The organism is Paenibacillus selenitireducens, assembly GCF_002021565.1.
Classification (GTDB): domain Bacteria; phylum Bacillota; class Bacilli; order Paenibacillales; family Paenibacillaceae; genus Paenibacillus_K; species Paenibacillus_K selenitireducens.
Genome location: NZ_MSZX01000001.1, coordinates 39,082 through 58,151, shown reverse-complemented (window position 1 = coordinate 58,151; position 19,070 = coordinate 39,082). Strand labels below are relative to the sequence as shown.

The 19,070-nt window shown below is 44.5% G+C and carries 17 protein-coding genes; 4 read left to right on the top strand and 13 right to left on the bottom strand.

Going from position 1 to position 19,070, the window contains the following annotated elements:
* Positions 1-89: 89 nt before the first annotated feature.
* From BVG16_RS00290 to BVG16_RS00270, 5 genes are all read right to left on the bottom strand, one after another.
* Entirely contained in the window at positions 90-1,418 is a 1,329-nt protein-coding gene (locus tag BVG16_RS00290) for a hemolysin family protein (protein ID WP_078496506.1), read from the bottom strand.
* Between the two features lie 26 nt (positions 1,419-1,444).
* Positions 1,445-2,590, bottom strand: coding sequence for a radical SAM/CxCxxxxC motif protein YfkAB (gene yfkAB / locus BVG16_RS00285; protein WP_078496505.1), 1,146 nt, complete (start codon positions 2,588-2,590; stop codon positions 1,445-1,447).
* Between the two features lie 152 nt (positions 2,591-2,742).
* On the bottom strand, positions 2,743-3,837 hold the full coding sequence (locus tag BVG16_RS00280) for an HD-GYP domain-containing protein (RefSeq protein ID WP_078496503.1): 1,095 nt from the start codon (positions 3,835-3,837) through the stop codon (positions 2,743-2,745).
* 121 nt (positions 3,838-3,958) lie between these two features.
* Complete coding sequence (locus BVG16_RS00275) at positions 3,959-4,804, bottom strand: undecaprenyl-diphosphate phosphatase (RefSeq protein ID WP_078496502.1); 846 nt, start codon at positions 4,802-4,804, stop codon at positions 3,959-3,961.
* 34 nt (positions 4,805-4,838) lie between these two features.
* Positions 4,839-6,281 carry a bifunctional metallophosphatase/5'-nucleotidase gene (locus BVG16_RS00270; RefSeq protein WP_078496500.1) on the bottom strand — a complete coding sequence of 481 codons (1,443 nt, stop codon included), beginning with the start codon at positions 6,279-6,281 and terminating at the stop codon, positions 4,839-4,841.
* Between the two features lie 498 nt (positions 6,282-6,779).
* Here BVG16_RS00270 and BVG16_RS00265 point away from each other — a divergent pair, with 498 nt between their 5' ends.
* Positions 6,780-7,850, top strand: coding sequence for an HD-GYP domain-containing protein (locus BVG16_RS00265; protein WP_078496498.1), 1,071 nt, complete (start codon positions 6,780-6,782; stop codon positions 7,848-7,850).
* Between the two features lie 136 nt (positions 7,851-7,986).
* Here BVG16_RS00265 and sufB read toward each other — a convergent pair whose 3' ends face one another.
* From sufB to BVG16_RS00235, 6 genes are all read right to left on the bottom strand, one after another.
* Positions 7,987-9,384, bottom strand: coding sequence for a Fe-S cluster assembly protein SufB (gene sufB, locus BVG16_RS00260; RefSeq protein WP_078496496.1), 1,398 nt, complete (start codon positions 9,382-9,384; stop codon positions 7,987-7,989).
* A gap of 33 nt (positions 9,385-9,417) precedes the next feature.
* Positions 9,418-9,846, bottom strand: a complete 429-nt coding sequence (gene sufU, locus BVG16_RS00255; protein ID WP_078496494.1) for a Fe-S cluster assembly sulfur transfer protein SufU — start codon at positions 9,844-9,846, stop codon at positions 9,418-9,420.
* Positions 9,833-11,059, bottom strand: coding sequence for a cysteine desulfurase (locus tag BVG16_RS00250; RefSeq protein ID WP_078496492.1), 1,227 nt, complete (start codon positions 11,057-11,059; stop codon positions 9,833-9,835). The genes sufU and BVG16_RS00250 overlap by 14 nt, the downstream gene beginning before the upstream one ends.
* On the bottom strand, positions 11,056-12,360 hold the full coding sequence (gene sufD / locus BVG16_RS00245; protein WP_078496491.1) for a Fe-S cluster assembly protein SufD: 1,305 nt from the start codon (positions 12,358-12,360) through the stop codon (positions 11,056-11,058). Before sufD ends, BVG16_RS00250 begins: the two co-directional genes overlap by 4 nt.
* 20 nt (positions 12,361-12,380) lie before the next feature.
* On the bottom strand, positions 12,381-13,163 hold the full coding sequence (gene sufC / locus BVG16_RS00240) for a Fe-S cluster assembly ATPase SufC (RefSeq protein WP_078496489.1): 783 nt from the start codon (positions 13,161-13,163) through the stop codon (positions 12,381-12,383).
* A 180-nt stretch (positions 13,164-13,343) separates the two neighbouring features.
* Positions 13,344-13,931, bottom strand: coding sequence for a DUF1802 family protein (locus tag BVG16_RS00235; protein ID WP_078496487.1), 588 nt, complete (start codon positions 13,929-13,931; stop codon positions 13,344-13,346).
* Between the two features lie 212 nt (positions 13,932-14,143).
* Here BVG16_RS00235 and mtnK point away from each other — a divergent pair, with 212 nt between their 5' ends.
* The gene (mtnK, locus tag BVG16_RS00230; protein ID WP_078496485.1) at positions 14,144-15,364 is read left to right on the top strand and encodes an S-methyl-5-thioribose kinase; all 1,221 of its coding nucleotides are present in this window, start codon (positions 14,144-14,146) and stop codon (positions 15,362-15,364) included.
* Positions 15,361-16,419 carry an S-methyl-5-thioribose-1-phosphate isomerase gene (mtnA, locus tag BVG16_RS00225; protein ID WP_078496484.1) on the top strand — a complete coding sequence of 353 codons (1,059 nt, stop codon included), beginning with the start codon at positions 15,361-15,363 and terminating at the stop codon, positions 16,417-16,419. The genes mtnK and mtnA overlap by 4 nt, the downstream gene beginning before the upstream one ends.
* An 86-nt stretch (positions 16,420-16,505) precedes the next feature.
* Here mtnA and BVG16_RS00220 read toward each other — a convergent pair whose 3' ends face one another.
* The gene (locus tag BVG16_RS00220; protein WP_078496482.1) at positions 16,506-16,811 is read right to left on the bottom strand and encodes a YunC family protein; all 306 of its coding nucleotides are present in this window, start codon (positions 16,809-16,811) and stop codon (positions 16,506-16,508) included.
* 201 nt (positions 16,812-17,012) lie between these two features.
* On the opposite strand from BVG16_RS00220, the gene BVG16_RS00215 reads away from it, so the two are divergent.
* A complete protein-coding gene (locus BVG16_RS00215) occupies positions 17,013-17,321 on the top strand; it encodes a hypothetical protein (RefSeq protein WP_078496480.1) in 309 nt (102 codons plus the stop codon).
* 57 nt (positions 17,322-17,378) lie between these two features.
* On the opposite strand, the gene BVG16_RS00210 is transcribed toward BVG16_RS00215, so the two are convergent.
* The gene (locus BVG16_RS00210) at positions 17,379-19,061 is read right to left on the bottom strand and encodes a putative bifunctional diguanylate cyclase/phosphodiesterase (protein ID WP_078496478.1); all 1,683 of its coding nucleotides are present in this window, start codon (positions 19,059-19,061) and stop codon (positions 17,379-17,381) included.
* Positions 19,062-19,070: the final 9 nt, after the last annotated feature.

Genomic DNA, 19,070 nt, shown 5'->3' with positions numbered 1-19,070 from the left:
AATCCGTCCAAGCCAAAACTTGAACGGATTCTACAAACTTCATCTTTTATTCAAACTTCATAAAAGGCCAGTAAGAATGGGCCTCTCATCTAACTTGGCGCAGATCCATCTTTCTGCCTATAAATGTGAACCCGCGTCACCCGCAATCGATCCACTTCAGCGACTTCAAACCAGACCGATTCAATCTGAATCTTCTTCCCTTTGACAACTTCGCCTTCCAATTGCTTAAAGAGCCAACCGCCAATGGAATCGACCTCATCATCCTCGATCGTAATCCCTAGGATGTCATTCACATCTTCAAGCAGCATACGCCCATCGACAGACTTCACGCCATCCATGATCTCTACATTCGGACGCTCATCGATATCAAATTCATCCTGAATTTCTCCGACGATTTCCTCCAATATTTCTTCTGTCGTCAGCATCCCTGCGGTACCGCCGTATTCATCCACAACAAGCGCGATTTGTGCTCGGTTCTTCTGCATCAAACGCAACACGTGGCTGACTTCCATGGACTCTGGGACACTTAGAATCGGACGAATTAAAGCACGCATGTCCTCTTCGGACTCTGGCGGTGTCATGAACAGGTCTGAAATATGTACAAATCCAATAATTTGATCCTTATCCTCTACCGCCATCGGATACCGCGTATGCTTCGTAGTATAGACAATCGCCATATTATCCGCGAGGGAATGCGTCGTATATAGACATTGCATATCTGTACGAGGAAGCATCACTTCCCGAGCCAACCGATCTGAGAAATCAAAGATGTTATCCATAAGCTTCATTTCGTCTTTATCAATGAACCCGCTTTTCGCACTCTGGCTCACCAGAATCCGAATTTCTTCCTCGGTATGTGCTAATTCATGATCGGAAGCAGGCTCCATGCCGAACAGCTTCAATAGCCCATTTGCAGCCGAATTTAGCACCCAGATGGCCGGCATAAAGATTTTATAGAAGACCAGCAATGGCGCCGATAACCATAAGGAAGTTTGTTCAGCCTTTTGAATCGCCAATGTTTTGGGAGCCAATTCACCCAGAACGATATGTAAGAAGGTGATGATCGAGAAGGCTACGACAAATCCAATCGTACTCGTCAGGGTAGGATCGGTAACACCAATCCAAGCCAGGAAAGGCTCAACGATTAAATGCGATACAGCTGGCTCACCTACCCAACCCAAACCGAGGGAGACAAGCGTAATCCCTAACTGCGTCGCGGATAAGTATGTATCCAATTTGTGATTCACTGTTAATGCAAATTCGGCACGCTTATTGCCTTCATTCGCAAGCTGGGTCAATCGGGTCTGCCTTACCTTAACAAGGGCAAACTCAGCGGCGACGAATAGACCATTTAATAACACTAAAACAAGGACAAGAGCCAGATTGAGAACAATCTGCCCGGGATCGAAATGGGACACCTGCGAACACCTCTTCAGTTTTGAATCTAGATGATGGCTTTTCTAGTTTTGAAATCCTCATTCTTATAATACATATCTGCTACAAGTAAATTCGGTCCACAGCAACTCACGCTGCTGCAATGGCAATTGATTCGTTGATTCAATGGATGCTCTGATAACCAACGATCGAATATTTGATCCAGTGGTTCTTTCTCAATATTACCAAACGAAGGGATATCTGCAAAATCGGTCACAAATACATCGCCTGTGAACGCATTGACGTTGACTCGATTGCGCCCATCTGGATCATTACGAAGCGTTACATTCGGCTCTGTTCTAAGCCTGCGCAGCAAATGCTGATCCGCTTCATTGGTGTTGCAAGCATAGAATGGCAGTGTACCGAAGAGCATCCAAATGTCTTGATGGCGTACATCCAGCAATTGATGAATCGAAGCTCTCATCTCGTCTTGGGATAACATCGGCAAATCAACCGCAAAAGAGGACGGATACATCGGATGAACCTCATGTCTTAAGCATCCCATATCCACGATCAATTCATGAATCTCCGACATCTTACGGTGGGTCCGGTAATTAATCATGGACTCCGCAGAAATGAACATGCCTTCTGAGCTCAGTCGGCGTGTATTCTCAATCATCCGATCATAGAGCTTCGTGGCTGCCTCAAGACTTACAGCATGCCCTGAATGCTTAAATCCTACCTCATGAAAATCTTCCGGTTTAACATAGTTAAATGAAATATGCATGACGTCCAAATAAGGTAAAAGCGGCGCGTAGCGTTTGTAATCCAGCGTTAGATTCGAGTTAATCTGTGAACGGACTCCACGCTCGCGTGCATACTTGAGCAATGGAACGATATAATCATGTACCGTTTTCATATGGAAGGAAGGCTCTCCGCCCGTGATACTGATCGTCTCCAAATGCTCCACTTCGTCCAATCGCTTTAACAATTGCGTCAATGGAATTTTGTCCGGTTCAATCAGGGTTAATGTATCTCCGACGGCACAGTGTTCACATCGCATATTACATAGATTCGTAATCGTAAACTCTACGCTCGTCAGTACATGTTTTCCGTATTGTTGCAAGGATCGGATAGGATCCCATGGATCATTAACCGGTGATAACGGTTGTAACGAAATTGTATCTCCTATAGAAGACGATGAATTAGATTGCATTGCTGTTTCCCCCTACTATTGTCGTTAATATTACGTATATGCATCTTGCTCGTTGCAGAAAACAGTTCAGACATCTAAAAAAACCTGGTCAAGTGCCCAGGTTTTACAAGCGGTTATGTATAAGAACATTTTACTTGATTGGAAGAAGGTACTCAACTGCCACCCGTTAGTACGGCTACAATAATCACATTGAGTCGGACGGATAAATCAATTTCATAGATGGATTTCAACTCTTCCCCATCTGGACCATATAGCACACGAATAATAGGACGTTGTGGAGCCATGGCGTTCAAGTCCACGACAACGCCGATTTCCCCTGTGTTTAATTTGACGGTGATGCCGATCGGATAGATGGCAATTCGATCCCGGAACAATTCTAACAAGCCTTGCTCATACAGCGTTCCTGAACCCGTATATAAAATCTCCAGCGCTTGATGCGGCATCAATGCCGGTCGATATACACGATGACTCGTCATCGCATCATAGGAATCTACAATGCCTATGATTCTGGAATACTCGTGAATCTCTGACCCTTTGATGCCTCTCGGGTATCCCGTTCCATCGACGCGCTCATGATGCTGGAATGCGCAATGCGCTGCTAATAATGGAATATTAGGTTCATCTTTAAGCATTTTATATCCTAATTCCGAATGCATTTTAATCTTACTAAATTCCTCGTCCGTCAGCTGGCCGGGCTTCTGCAAGATTTCCAACGGTACCTGTGTTTTCCCGATATCATGGAGTAAGGCGCCCAACGAAATCGTCATCAATTCCTCGGCATTGTAACCCTTAGATAGACCCATCATCACCGTATAAATACAGACATTTAACGAATGCCGATAGAGATAAAAATCAGTTGTATGCAGATCCGACAGCATAATCATCGCATCTTCATGACCGCTGAGTTCATCGATGAGATTCGTAATCACTTTGCGAAAATTTTTACCTAAGCTAGGGTATGCCGACTGTTTCTCGGTAAATGGCTTATCCATCAAAACCCGAAAATTCGTTCGAATTTCTTGAATGGATTCGCGTTGCGTTTTTTCGGTTATTAACTCAGGAATTAAAACATCATCCGTACGAGAATCTTCTATATACACATACTTTAGACCAAGTTGATCTAATCGCAGAATAATAGATTGGGTTAATTCCGCATGCTCAGATAATAGGACAAGACCCTCTTCATTATAAATCTTTTTACCAAGTTTCATTCCAGGTTGACAAAACTGAATAGGCAATAAGCGCAATTTCAAAACCCCTGATCCGTAAATAAATTCATATCTGTGGCGAAAAGACGCCTCATATATTATGCCATAAACAAGCTTGAAGTTCTATGATATTGCTCCTATTGCCTGGATACTCCACGGATTAGCGCAAGATAAAGAACCAAAACAGAAGAGCTACGATAAAGCGATAGTAAGCAAAGTGGCGAAGTTGAATTTTTTGAATATGCTTCAGGAACCATACGACGACGATGTAAGCTACCACAAAGGATACGATAAAACCAACAAGAAAGAACAGCCAATCCCCTTCTAAAATCACTTTATAATTATCAAGGAGCTCATAGCCTGAAGCCGCACACATAATAGGAATGGCGATTAAAAAGGAGAAGTCTGCTGAAGCTCTATAGCTGACCCCGCTCAACATCCCACCAGACATCGTTGAACCCGAGCGGCTGAATCCCGGCCATACGACAGATAGGATTTGATAGATTCCGATAAGAAATGCTTGTTTATATGTAATATCATCCATATCCGGCGCCGTCAGCTTCACGCGATTGCGGGAGAAGAACTCCGCGAATATCATGAATAGACCGCCGACAACTAACGCCCAAAGTACGGTTGAGGAAGACTCAAACTTACTCTTTATGTAATCACGTGCGAAAAACGCGGTGATCAGTGCAGGAGCGATTCCAAGAAACACGTGGATTAAATTCAAACGTGGTTTCTGAACGCGGCTCGTTGAAGTTGATGTGGATTCGCGCGAACTCTTTTTCAATCCGAACAACTGGAATATCCGCTCTCTGTATACGATCGCAATGGCAAGTATTGCTGCAAGTTGAATGATAACTTCGAAAGAACTCAGCAAATTTTGTGGAACATCCGGATGGATGATCTTGTCTGTCAAAATCATGTGCCCTGTCGATGAGACAGGGATAAATTCTGTCAGACCCTCGACAATCCCTAATATAATCGCTACTAAAATGGAATCCATAATCTTCGCTAACTCCTTTTTTCTTCATAATAATTTAGTGGTGCGCCACATGCCAACGCGCTTCAAAGCTTGAAGCAACCAAGGCTTCCTGCTGCAATGCTGTACCAAGCAAATCTCGAATGAACTCCGGCAGATAATATTTGCGTTCCGTCCCTTCTTTCAAGGTCATATACCCTACACCAAAAGTAAACATATCCAGGGTGCCTACCATATAAAGCCTATCCGGCTGTAATGGATGCCCTGACACGACCACCTCACGTATACGTTGATAGGGCGGTAGGCTCGGATCATAGAACACTTCCATCCCATCGATCCCTAACATCCCAAGCACCTCACCGCGGAATCCGAATCCTTTAATCGCCTTCTGTTGAAACTCCGGCAGTAGAGACTCCTCGAGCGCAATCAGGATCTGAGATCCTGTTAGCTTCTGCCGACACGGGTTAATCGGAGACGGACAAATCTGATGCAGCATTTCCAGCGTTACATCACCTTCTGCTAAGGAATGAAGCAGCTGCCCTGCGTTAACAAGACTAATCTCTGCCTCTGTCCATTGACGCAACTCCGCCGCTAATAGATTCACGAGTGCAGACTCTTGTTCAGGGTGAGCAGGCAGAGAAGTGTGCAGGTGAGCAACGGTTGTACTTAAATATTGTCGGCTTGTCTTGAGAAAATGTTGAATACATGCACGAACTCCCGGATGTTCAGGGACTCCTGCCGTGGGTACGGCAATCGCTCGTTGCACGGTACATCGCCGAGTTAATACGTCGAACTCGAACTCAACCCGTCCCAGATGTGAGCCGAACTTCCCTGCAGCGCAAATATAAGTATGCCCGATTTGCTCCGCTTGTTCAAATAAATGATGTGTATGCCCTCCAAGGATCAGGTCAATACCTTCTACATGTTCTGCAATATAACGGTCATGCTTCAAGCCTAAGTGTGACATAACCACAAGCAAATCAACTTGCGGACGGAGTATCGTAGTGAGCTCAGAGACGACCTGGTACGGCTCAAGCACATCCCATCCCAGCAGTTCATAGAAATCCGAGAAAGCAGCCGTGACGCCGATCAATCCTATTCGCAAGTCCCCTTTATGAAGAATATGATAGGGAACCATCCAATGGGGGATTTCACCGCTCGTGCTTTCTCTGATGTTACTGCCTAGAATCTCATAATCCTTTTTTTTCGAATACATCTGCTTGAGTTGTTCAGGGGTAAATGTAAGACCTTCATTATTGCCAAGTACAATGGCTTCGTATCCGGTCTGATTTAAAATTTCAACGTTGACCGCCCCATTACTGCCTTCGGTCTCTAAGCGCATTCGATCCATATGATCCCCGATATCAAGCACGATCAAATCATCTGGGTGCCTTCCTACACGTTCCTGTTCGATGATTGTCGCAATTTGAGCCGCTTGCTCCAAATGGCTATGGATATCATTAGAATGTAATAGCACCAAGCTACGTTTCTCTATCTTCATATCGTCTCCTCGGGCTATGCCCTATTCTATTCATATCAAAGGTTCAATCTAACAGATACGTCTTGCTCTAGCATAACATTTTCCAGTTCATTATGGTATTCTTTCATCTTTATTATAAAGCAAAGATCATGCCGAGCGTATACCTGACTTTTGTAGGAACAACCCGGGAGCATCCGAATGACTTAAACACTTTCCTGGATTCATTTAGAAATGATGTTTCCTTGGCACTACAGCCAAATCCTAACAGATGAACCGAACCTCTAGCTCGTTATCTCGATCATACATCTCCAATATTGAGAATATAGGTCCTTGGAACCCAATAATATAGAATCCCTCTCATCAAACATCTCATTATAGCAACCTTAGTCATAGAACAAAAGTCGCGTTTTTTTGACAAAATCATTGGTTTATTGTCATTTTTTTCTTTTGTTGATAAAATTGTATTACTACACATTTCCAATCTTATACATATCAACGATGAAAAAGGTGGGCACCCCGATGCGAGTGCATGTCATGGATTTAGATATTGGAGATCGTTTATCTGCCGATACATTTAACTCTTATGGTCTTCATGTTTTATCCCGTGGAACGCTTCTCCGTTCCCAAGAGATTTCCAAATTGCTACTGCACCAGATCGATTATGTGGATGTTGAGACGAGACAGCAGCCTGAGCAACTCGATGAACCCGAATCCTTATTAACCGAACTTAATACACTTGCGGATGAAACTTTCCGATTATTAAAGCCTATATATGAAGATTCAATTACCGGGACGGAATCGCTATTTAAAGAAGCCCTTGCTGAAGGTGTCATCAATGATAAAATTGTACAAGACACGTTTATCCCGTTAACCAACCATGTCAAAGACCAGCGAGATGTGGTGGATCTCCTTCTTATGTTAAATAATCAGAATGATTATACCATTCAGCACTCCATTCAAGTCGGCATTCTTTCCTACTTCATTGCGAATTGGATGGGATACGATGAGACAGAATCACAACTGATAGGCAAAGCCGGTTATCTCCACGATATCGGGAAATGTCGCGTGGATGATGAGATTCTGAACAAACCTGGTAAGCTAACCGATTATGAATTTAGAATGATGACGCAGCATACCATTCATGGCTACGAAATCATTCGTAATTCCATATACCCGTATTCCATCGCCGTGGTCGCCTTGCAGCATCATGAACGCATGGATGGCAGCGGCTATCCTTTCCACTTACAAGGAACGAATATACATCCATATGCCAAAATCGTCAGCGTCGCAGATGTATATTGTGCTATGATTACGGAACGAATCTATCAAACGAAGCGAGACTTGTTAACCGTGCTCAAAGAATTACATGAAATGAGCTTTACGAAATTAGACCCCACGGTGACGCATATCTTTATTTCGCAAATGATCCCTAACTTCATCGGCAAGAAGGTACTTCTGCATAATGGTGAACTCGGTAAAATCATCCTGACCAATAATTCAGATTACTTCCGACCCCTCATCCAAGTCAAAGATCAATTTGTCGATCTCTCGTTGGACCGTTCACTTGAAATTCAAGAAATTTATATGTGAGAAAACCTCTACCCTCGGCCTTTCGAAGATGAGCGACCGCGATTAGATGTAGGTTTTACTCTGATGTGGTAACGTAACATAACCGAAAGAAAGCCGCCCATCCTGGGCGGCTTTTTGCTTATTCCAGAACCATCGATTAACCGATGGAACCTTCCATTTCGAACTTGATCAAACGGTTCATTTCGACCGCATATTCCATAGGCAACTCTTTCGTAAATGGCTCGATAAAGCCCATAACGATCATTTGTGTTGCTTCAGCTTCTGTCAGACCACGGCTCATCAAGTAGAACAATTGATCTTCCGATACTTTGGATACCGTCGCTTCATGCTCTAACGTGATGTTATCGTTCAAGATTTCGTTGTATGGAATGGTATCGGATGTCGATTCATTATCAAGGATAAGCGTATCGCACTTGATATTGGCTTTCGATCCTTCCGAATTCCGGCCGAATGATGCCAGACCGCGATACGTTACTTTACCGCCATGCTTACTGATCGACTTGGATACGATCGTTGAAGTGGTATCTGGAGCCAAGTGGATCATTTTCGCCCCTGCATCTTGATGCTGCCCTTTGCCTGCAACCGCGATGGAAAGAACCATCCCTTTTGCGCCACGGCCTTTCAAGATAACTGCAGGATATTTCATCGTCAACTTGGAACCGATATTACCATCAACCCATTCCATCGTTGCATTCTCTTCAGCCACCGCACGTTTGGTAACCAAGTTATAAATGTTTGGCGCCCAGTTTTGGATCGTTGTATAACGAACGCGTGCATTTTTGCGAGCCACGATTTCTACAACCGCACTATGCAAGGAGTTCGTGCTGTAAATCGGAGCCGTACATCCTTCAACGTAGTGTACGAAGCTATCTTCGTCCGCAATTATCAATGTACGCTCGAATTGTCCCATATTTTCGGAGTTGATCCGGAAATACGCTTGAAGAGGAATTTCACATTTAACGCCTTTCGGTACATAGATAAAGCTGCCGCCAGACCATACAGCACTGTTCAACGCTGCAAATTTGTTATCTGCAGGAGGAATGACTGTCGCGAAATATTCTCTGAAGATTTCTGGGTGTTCACGAAGTGCCGTATCGGTATCCGTGAAGATAACGCCTTGATCTTCCAGATCCTTCTGCATGCTGTGATAGACAACCTCAGATTCGTATTGAGCGGATACCCCAGCCAAGAACTTCTGCTCCGCTTCTGGAATACCTAACTTATCAAATGTTTCTTTGATTTCCGTAGGAACTTCTTCCCATGTTTTCCCTTGCTTCTCAGAAGGACGAACATAATATTGGATGTCGTTGAAATCAAGGTCATCCAAATCTCCGCCCCATTTTGGCATAGCCATTTTCTCGAATTGTTTCAGGGATTTAAGACGGAAATCCAACATCCATTCGGGCTCATTTTTAATTTTTGAAATTTCACGAACGATTTCCTCTGTCAAACCTTTACCGGTTTGGAAAACCGCCTTGTGCTCGTCGCGGAAGCCGTATTTATATTCTTCCATTTCAGGCATCTTCTTAGCCATGAGCGAACCACCTACCCTTTTGTTATTATCAATCTATTCTTGATCTTCAGAACCGATGCCTTTGCGTAAGGCGTTCCAAGCTAATGTTGCACACTTAATGCGAGCAGGGAATTTATTCACACCCGACAACGCTTCAATATCTTCGTACTCATCAAATTCTGCGGCTTCGCCTTTCATCAAGCAAGAGAATCGATTCGCCAAATCCATCGCTTCTTCCACGGTCTTGCCTTTCACTGCATCTGTCATCATCGATGCAGAGGAAAGACTGATCGAGCAGCCTTCGCCAGAGAATTTCGCGGCTTGCACGATATTATTCTCAACTTGAAGCTGTAACGATATTTTATCACCGCAGGTTGGGTTATTTAAATTAATGGTAACCGCGTCCCCTTCGAACGTACCGCGGTTACGCGGGTTTTTATAGTGATCCATAATGACACGACGGTATAAATCATCCAATTGCATAGCCAAAATACTCCTTTGTCTGGATTAGACCCTTCACTAAACGGTCAACATCTTCCTCTGTATTATACAGATAAAGACTCGCACGCGCCGTAGAGCTGGCTTCTAACCACCGCATTAGCGGTTGGCAGCAATGATGCCCTGCACGAATTGCAATGCCTTCGGCATCCAATACTGTAGCAACATCATGCGGATGAACTTCTCCTAGATTGAAGGTAACCAAACCTGAACGATCTTTCGTTGGACCGTAGAGCGTGATGCCTTCAATTTCAGACAAGCGCTCATATGCGTATGCTGATAATTGTTTCTCATGTTGTTCAATCTCATCCATGCCGATTTCTTGTAGGAAATCAATCGCTGCACCTAGACCAACAGCACCTGCAATAATAGGTGTTCCACCTTCAAAGCGATAAGGAACCTCTTTCCAAGTGGAATCATACAACCCCACTTCATCAATCATCTCACCGCCGAATTCGATTGGCTCCATGTTATTCAGAAGTGCCTTCTTACCATATAATGCGCCAATGCCTGTTGGTGCACACATCTTATGACCAGAAAATGCAAAGAAATCACAATCTAAATCTTGTACATCCACTTTCATGTGCGGCGTACTCTGCGCACCGTCTACGACCATAATGGCTCCGTGACGGTGGGCGATTTCACCAATTTGCTTCACCGGATTAATGACACCGAGAACGTTCGAAACATGGGTCACCGATACGACTTTCGTCCGATCTGTTATCACTTGTTCCACGTCTGACAGGAGAATCGTTCCATCCGGTTGCAGCGGAATATATTTAAGCGTTGCACCCGTTGCTTTGGCAACCTGCTGCCAAGGAATCAGATTGCTGTGATGCTCCATGGGAGTAATCACAATCTCATCGCCCTCTTTGCAGTTTGCACGTGCATACGAGCTAGCCACTAAGTTCAAAGATGTTGTTGTTCCCCGCGTGAATACGATCTCTTCGGATCGTTTCGCGTTAATGAACCGAGCCACTTTCGAACGCGCGCCTTCGTAAGCATCAGTAGCACGAGAGCCAAGCGTGTGAACGCCTCGATGTACATTGGCATTATCATGCTCGTAGTAATGCTTCACCGCTTCGATGACCGAGATCGGCTTCTGCGAAGATGCCGCGCTGTCTAAGTAGACAAGTGGATGTCCGTTAACTTCCTGGTCTAGGATCGGGAAGAGCTTACGAATTTGCGCACTGTTCATTGTCCTAACTTCCTTTCCATCAAGCTGCGAAGCTGCTCTTGGACATTCTCTAAAGGAATTTCCGAAATAACCGGTGCCAAGAAACCATGAATAATCAATCGTTCAGCAACCGATTTCGGAATACCACGGGACATGAGGTAGTACACTTGTTCAGGATTTACTTGTCCGACAGATGCTGCATGACCTGCTGTTACATCATCTTCATCGATCAAGAGAATAGGGTTCGCATCTCCACGAGCTTTCGGGCTAAGCATTAACACTTTTTCGGTTTGCTCACCGTTTGCTTTGGTTGAACCTTTTTCAATCTTCGTAATCCCGTTAATAATCGCGCTTGCCGCATCTCTCATTACAGCGCGTGTGAACATTTGGCTATCGGAACTTTTACCGAAATGAACTGCTTTCGTAGTAATGCTAAGTTTCTGCTCATTTGTACCCGCACAGATAACTTTCATATCTGATGAGGATCCGTTGCCTTGCAACACAGACATCGTTTCCGATACCGCGTTACCATTGTGCATTTCACCAATGATCCACTCAATACGGCCATCGTTCTCGACTACGGCACGGCGATAAGTTACATTCGTTGCGTTCAAGTGCTGTACGGATGCGAAGCGAACGTTCGCGCCTGGCTTCACGAATACTTCCACAACTCCGTTATGAACGGCTTGGTCTAGCCCAACGCCATCCGTCGATAAATAATTATCTACGTAGGTGAGACGGCTGTTCGATTCCGCAATGATGAGTACATGCGGAGCAAATGTCGCTGTTGCATCATCCGATAACATGATCGCTTGCAATGGAAGCTCAACGTCGACATTCTTCGGTACGTATACGAATACGCCGCCGTTCCATAGTGCTGCATGCAATGCTGCAAGACGGTTCTCGTCTTTTTTCACCGCTGTGAACAAGTATTTCTGTACCAATTCACCATGTTGTTGAATAGCTGTGTTCAAATCTGTGAAAATAACGCCTTTTGCCGCTAACTCCGCGGACAATTTCTGGAATACAGCACTCGAATTGCGTTGAACAAGAATATTGCTGCTCTCCTCCAAATTCACAAGCGACTGCAAGGATTCTGGCAATTCACTCAGCGACTGAATCGCTGGCGAGCTTTTATACGAACCGTAAGCATCTAAATTCCAACGGCTAATTTTTTGTTTTTCTACGACGGGTAATTCCAATTGACCTGCAAGCTCCAAAGCTTCCAAACGTAACGTGGACAACCAAGCTGGTTCATTGTTGCTCTGCGACAACGCCGCTAACGTTTCACGGTCAATAGGAAGGATTGTTTGTGTTGTCATCTTTCTTGTCTCCTCCTCGATTATGCTTCTTGACCTACCGTTTCATCAACAATTCCTAGCTCTTCTTTCACCCAATCATAACCTTCGTTTTCCAGGCGTTCTGCTAATTCAGGTCCGCCGGATTTCACGATACGTCCTTGCATCATCACGTGTACGAAGTCTGGTTTGATGTAGTTCAATAGACGTTGGTAGTGCGTAATGATCAAGAATCCGCGTTCTTCACTACGCATCGTGTTGACACCGTTCGCTACAATTTTCAATGCGTCGATATCCAAACCGGAGTCAATCTCATCCAAAATCACAATTTTCGGATCCAACAACAACATTTGAAGAATCTCGTTACGTTTCTTCTCACCGCCGGAGAAACCTTCGTTCAAATAACGATGAGCAAATTCAGGATTCATCTCAAGTTCTTTCATTTTGCCTTCCATTTGGCGAATGAACTTGATTAGGGAAATCTCGCTTCCTTCTTCACGACGTGCATTGATCGCACTGCGCAAGAAGTCTGAGTTCGTTACGCCTGCAATTTCACTTGGGTATTGCATCGCTAGGAATAGACCGGCACGAGCACGTTCATCAACCGCCATCTCCAATACGTCTTCACCATCAAGCGTCACATTGCCGTCTGTTACTTCGTATTTTGGATGACCCATCAATGCCGAAGCTAGCGTACTTTTACCTGTACCGTTCGGACCCATGATCGCATGAATCTCTCCACCTTTAATTTCCAAGTTGATTCCTTTCAGAATCTCCTTACCTTCAATCGTTGCTTTTAAACCATCAATGTTGAATTTTGTTGCCATGATTGGTACTCCCTTCGAGCATCTATGTTTTATTTTTAAAATCAAAACTAAAAAACAAATCTTACCTTATAATCATTCTAAAGTGATTCTCATTGATTATCAACTATAATTTTACTTTAATTCGCAATCGAACGCAATGAACGCGCCCGATTACGGTCTTACGCTTCTTCTGACTGACAATTATCCTTCAAGTACGTTGTGAATCGCATCCACTTGTTCTTGAAATGCTTCATCACGCAATACCGGAACGAAGTTGGTGTAATCTACTGCTGTTACTGATTTCGGCATCGTAATCCATGATTTGCAACCTAAGTACTCCGATTCTATATCAAGTGTTACCGACGGAACGATCTTGTACACCCGTAAAACAAGAACATGCAGCGGCAGCTTCTTCTTCCACTTCAGCCGCTCTTCTGCAAATTGGTCCGTCCAAATATGAAAATCGCGCAAACGATTCAACATGTCTTGATCATGAATTTCGATATCCTCAACAACTTCAGCATACAATTGCAACGGCACGCGAGTATCCTCCGCCGACCAACCGACTAAAGTCGCATCCAGATCCGATTGATACGCATCTTTAAGCAGTTCCCTGCGCTGATGTTCAAAGGTAGGGTATAAATAAAAGGAATGACTTTTCAGCTCGAAATGTCGTGTTTCTTCAATAATCCCGCCTTTTCGCATCAATAGTATTTGCTTCCCGTCCGCAAGTGCTTGAATCGCAACCGCCCATTCTTTCAAAGCCACAGGCTGTGCTAAATTCGGCATTCAACTACCGCCTTTCTATCAGTCAATATCTCTATTATACCTCGAATTCTACGAGAGTTCACTTCAAACAATAAAGTTTATGTATAAATGACCATGATTTTTATCACATCGTCACAATTTTTCTATTTTAACATCCAATTATATCCGCTATACTTAGAAATAAAGTAGACCATTCCCATGGGGAAAAAATGTATTGTGGAGGTGCGACGCAAATGTCAGCTTATCATCCGTTAACGCTCGATGAGGCGATTCAAATCGCCCAGGAAATTCCGAATTTATTCGACGAACAGTCCAACCTGCAAGTTAGAGAAATCGGGGACGGCAATCTTAATCTCGTCTTTCATATCACGGATTCCAATTCCAGCAAGAGCATTATTCTGAAGCAAGCGTTGCCTTATGCCAAAGTCGTCGGTGAATCCTGGCCGTTATCCCTAGATCGTGCCCGCATCGAGAGTGAAGCCTTAATTCTTGCATATCAACTCTGCCCTACGCTTGTACCTACGGTATATCGCTATGATTCAGAGCTAGCCATGACCATTATGGAAGATTTAAGCGATCATATCATTATGCGTAAAGGGCTAATTGAAGGAAATCGCTACCCGCTCTTTGCTGAGCATATCTCTGATTTTCTGGCGCGGACGCTCTTCTTCACATCGGACTTGGGTCAGAACCAACAAGCGAAGAAGGAATCCGTGAAACAATTCATTAATCCGGACCTTTGCAAAATTACAGAGGATCTTATCTTCGCTGATCCGTATGTTGATGCCGAAACAAATAACTTCAATGCAGCCATTCGTGATGCTGTCGAAGCACTATGGGCTGATCAACCGCTGCACCTTGAGGTTGCGTTGCTTCGCATGAAGTTCTTAACCTCTGCGCAAGCATTGCTTCATGGGGATTTGCATACCGGCAGTATCTTCGTAACGGAGCAATCCACCAAAGTCATTGACCCTGAATTTGCTTACTACGGACCTATGGGTTTCGATATTGGCGCCGTTCTTGCGAATTTAGCATTGAACTACATCGGGCAGGAGCATTGGAGCCGTTCCGAAGAAGCGCGTGCTTCCTATCGAGAATATCTCATAGATACCTTGCGTGATACATGGTCTCAATTTGATACGAAATTCCGTGCGCTTTGGAACGAGCATGCTGTAGATCCATTAGCGAAAGTTCCAGGATATCAAGATCTGTATATGCAGCAGCTGCTTCAAGATTCGATCGGATTTGCCGGCTGTAAAATCATTCGCCGTACCATTGGTCTAGCGCATGTAGCGGATATTGACACTATTTCGGACGACCGCGTCCGTGAACGTGCCGAACGGCTTGCGCTTACCGTGGGGCGCGCACTGATCCTGCAACATCGTCAAGTTACATCATTTGACGCATTTATCGACACCTTAGAACAAGCAACTAAAGGAGTTCAAGTATCATGACAATAACACCACCGCTTCAATCTGTCCGCTGGGCAGAAACACATCTAGATCTGCTCGATCAGCGTTTGCTTCCCGAAGAAATTGTCATGCTGCCGCTAACCACAGTAGAGCAAGTATGGGAAGCTATTCGCCACTTAGCCGTTCGTGGAGCCCCTGCAATCGGCATTGCCGCTGCTTATGGTGTTGCCTTAGGAGCGCAAGCAGCAACCCAAGAAGAACCCCAAGCATGGCTCGGGGAAATTCGTCGAATCGCAGATTATTTAGCAACTTCCCGTCCAACGGCCGTCAATCTCTTCTGGGCTTTGGATCGTATGACGCACTGTGCGGAGAAGGCCGCAGCAGATACATCTCTATCTCTTACAGCACGCAATAACGCCTTACTTCATGAGGCGCATCGTATACAAGCAGAAGACGAAGAAGTCTGCCGTCAGATCGGCGAACATGCGCTGACCTTGTTCGAGGATGGTATGGGTGTACTGACACATTGCAATGCGGGGGGACTTGCGACAGCGAAGTACGGAACTGCGCTTGCTCCTTTCTACCTCGCTCAGGAACGGGGGATACAACTCAAAGTATTTGCAGACGAAACACGCCCCGTCCTGCAAGGTGCTCGCCTCACGGCATTTGAATTACAGCAAGCAGGCGTAGATGTTACCTTGATTTGCGATAATATGGCTGGTTATGTCATGTCGAAAGGTTGGGTACAAGCTGTCATCGTAGGGACTGACCGTGTGGCTGCGAATGGGGATGTAGCGAATAAGATCGGGACATATAGCGTCGCCGTCCTGGCCAAAGCACACAATATTCCTGTCTACGTCGCTTGTCCGTTATCTACGATTGATTTACAGACAGCAAGCGGAGCCGATATCCCGATTGAAGAACGTCCTGAATCGGAGATTACCGAAGGCTTCGGGAAGCGTACCGCACCCGTTGGCGTAAAAGTATTTAACCCTGCCTTTGATGTAACACCGCATGCGTATGTCAGCGCCATCATCACGGAGAAGGGGATCATTAAACCACCGTTTCATGTGAACTTGCCGAAGCTGTTTCAATAATCACAGCACGCGAACACTAGAATGAAAAAGAAGAAGGTACAGTGAATCTTTTGCGATGATTTCCGCTGTACCTTTCCTTTTTACACTCAACCTAACATCTTTAGAATGGCATCTCTGCCAATCGTGCCCGGATGAATGCCTAAGGCCTCAGCTTCATAAGTAACAGATTCCAAAGGAGCTTCCAGCAATTCCGTTAATGTCTTCACACCAACAGCACGACCTGCAATAATTTGACGATCCTTTAATCGGTCGTTCAACAAGCCAACATCAAGCGCTCCGCACATAATATAACCGCGATCTGTTGTTACAGCAATTAATGTTGTCTTCGGAAGCTTTACTTCTACACCGATGACTGTTACGTCACCAATTTGTATGGGCTCAACCCGAACCATATCTTACCGCCCTCCTACACGCAATCGATTTTTAACAATATATGCGAAAGAATTCAACGAGTGAGACCCTGTTTACATCCTACTTTGTACCCACTCCTTACCCATTCTTTTAGTTCTATGGAGGAAATAAAATTCGTGGTACAATAGTACTCTACGCCATAGGTGTAGATGATTATAAAGTCGGAGGCGCTGGGGAGATATATGGATAATACAACATCATCTAATACATCCAAGCAAATGCACTATTTGAACCAAGTTGACTTGGCCAAAGCACTTCAAGCCAATAATTCTGCTGATGTTGAGCTTTCCATTCATGATATTATTTTCGCTGCGATCCACCAATCGAAGTTGATTCGTTTTATCGTTAATAAAGGCAGGGGAGTGCAACAGAGTATTCCCGGACGTATTCTAGATTTTGATCCAGCACGTTCACTCATTCACGTCTACCACGTTGACGAGAAGCAAGTATATATTCTACAACTGAATGAAATTGACGAATTTATCGTGTAATGAGACAGCAAAAGGGAGTGCCGCCATGGCACTCCCTTTGATTATGTATGGTGATATTCATGAACAATATCCCGTTAATAATTGCTCAATCTCTTGGACAGGAACAGGCGGACTATAATAATAGCCTTGAATTTCATCGCATGAATGCTCCTTCAGAAAATGAACTTGATCCTCTGATTCCACGCCTTCCGCAATTACCTGTAAGTTTAAATGGTGGGCCATCGAAATGATGGATGCAACAATCGCGGCTGCACTAGGATCCTCATTAATGTTACGGACAAATGAGCGATCGATCTTGAGACGATTAATGGAAAAGTCCTTCAAATAACTAAACGAGCTGTAGCCGGTTCCAAAATCATCGATACTAATGCCAACGCCGAGCTCACGCAATTCCATCAAACAGTTCGACGTATATTCTACATCCATCGTCATGCTCTCGGTAATCTCCAAGTCCAGATATTTTGCTTCAAGCCCCGTTTTTCGAAGGACCTGCCCTACTTTTTCATTCAAGTTCTGCAGCAAAAACTGTCTCATCGACAAATTCACAGAGATCGGGATATGCGGTAAACCCGCATCCTGCCAGGCTTTATTCTGTCTACATGCCTCTTCCAATACCCATTCGCCTAAGGGAACAATAAGTCCGTTCTCTTCAGCCAGCGGGATGAACATCCCCGGCGGTACCAAACCTTTCTCCGGGTGCATCCATCGGATTAACGCTTCCGCACCAACAATATGTCCGGTTTCCATGCGAATCTGCGGTTGATAGTGAAGAATAAATTCGCCATTCAGCATTCCCTTGCGCAAATCATGTTGAAGTGTCAGCCGTTCTAATGATTTAGGAGACATATCCGTAGTATAGAGCTGATAGTGATTTTTCCCTTTGTTCTTGACGATCGAAAGCGCTATATCCGCTTTCTTAATCAGCGCTTTTGCATCATTATCCGCTTTGCAATTCATGGATAAGCCAATGCTTGCCGTAAGCGTAATCGGTTGATCTTTTAATACAAAGGGTTCTTCCAAAATGTTCTGAATTTGTTGGCCTTTCAGCAGCGCTTCATCCTTCGACGTCACGTTGACAAAAAAGAAAATAAATTCATCGCCGTCCATTCGGGCAACAAAATCATATTCTGTGACCACGCGGGTCAAACGTTCAGCAACTTGCATCAAAAGCATGTCTCCGAACTCCTGTCCGAACGACTCGTTTACCAGTTTAAACCGATCCAAATCCATGTAAGCCACAGCAATCCCCACATCGGTAGAAAGTGTAGCTTCCAGCAATTCCGCTAACCTCTCTATGAACATTTTACGATTGGGAAGCCCTGTAACATCATCATAATAAGACATATACCGAATACGATCATTAACTCGTCTGCGATCGCTAATATCCTGACTAATTAACATCAGACGATCTACTTGATTTTTCCGCATGATCGGGAAAATCAGCATCTGCAAATCAATTTGAGCTCCTTGCTTATGTACGAAATAGGTATCTCTTTGTATGGATTTTCCAAGCATGATGCGTTCATAAACACTTTTACTGTCTATATTCACTTCATCACTAAGAAACAGCCGATAATCCCTGTCGATTAACTCATGTTCATCAAATCCCGTCATCTCACAGGTATGGCGATTTACAGCCACGATTTTCCCCGATGTCTCTAGCTCAATAACAGAGATCGGGCAATGCTCTAAAATTGCCTTTAGCAACTGTTCATTTGAAGACAGCATCTTCGCGTTCATACGCACGAT

Bases quoted from the DNA above. Each gene is read 5' to 3' on its own strand.
- yfkAB (WP_078496505.1), bottom strand. From the start codon at position 2,590: ATGCAATCTAATTCATCGTCTTCTATAGGAGATACAATTTCGTTACAA.
- BVG16_RS00275 (WP_078496502.1), bottom strand. From the start codon at position 4,804: ATGGATTCCATTTTAGTAGCGATTATATTAGGGATTGTCGAGGGTCTG.
- BVG16_RS00270 (WP_078496500.1), bottom strand. From the start codon at position 6,281: ATGAAGATAGAGAAACGTAGCTTGGTGCTATTACATTCTAATGATATC.
- BVG16_RS00265 (WP_078496498.1), top strand. From the start codon at position 6,780: ATGCGAGTGCATGTCATGGATTTAGATATTGGAGATCGTTTATCTGCC.
- sufB (WP_078496496.1), bottom strand. From the start codon at position 9,384: ATGGCTAAGAAGATGCCTGAAATGGAAGAATATAAATACGGCTTCCGC.
- sufU (WP_078496494.1), bottom strand. From the start codon at position 9,846: ATGCAATTGGATGATTTATACCGTCGTGTCATTATGGATCACTATAAA.
- BVG16_RS00250 (WP_078496492.1), bottom strand. From the start codon at position 11,059: ATGAACAGTGCGCAAATTCGTAAGCTCTTCCCGATCCTAGACCAGGAA.
- sufD (WP_078496491.1), bottom strand. From the start codon at position 12,360: ATGACAACACAAACAATCCTTCCTATTGACCGTGAAACGTTAGCGGCG.
- sufC (WP_078496489.1), bottom strand. From the start codon at position 13,163: ATGGCAACAAAATTCAACATTGATGGTTTAAAAGCAACGATTGAAGGT.
- BVG16_RS00235 (WP_078496487.1), bottom strand. From the start codon at position 13,931: ATGCCGAATTTAGCACAGCCTGTGGCTTTGAAAGAATGGGCGGTTGCG.
- mtnK (WP_078496485.1), top strand. From the start codon at position 14,144: ATGTCAGCTTATCATCCGTTAACGCTCGATGAGGCGATTCAAATCGCC.
- mtnA (WP_078496484.1), top strand. From the start codon at position 15,361: ATGACAATAACACCACCGCTTCAATCTGTCCGCTGGGCAGAAACACAT.
- BVG16_RS00220 (WP_078496482.1), bottom strand. From the start codon at position 16,811: ATGGTTCGGGTTGAGCCCATACAAATTGGTGACGTAACAGTCATCGGT.
- BVG16_RS00215 (WP_078496480.1), top strand. From the start codon at position 17,013: ATGGATAATACAACATCATCTAATACATCCAAGCAAATGCACTATTTG.
- BVG16_RS00210 (WP_078496478.1), bottom strand. From the start codon at position 19,061: ATGAACGCGAAGATGCTGTCTTCAAATGAACAGTTGCTAAAGGCAATT.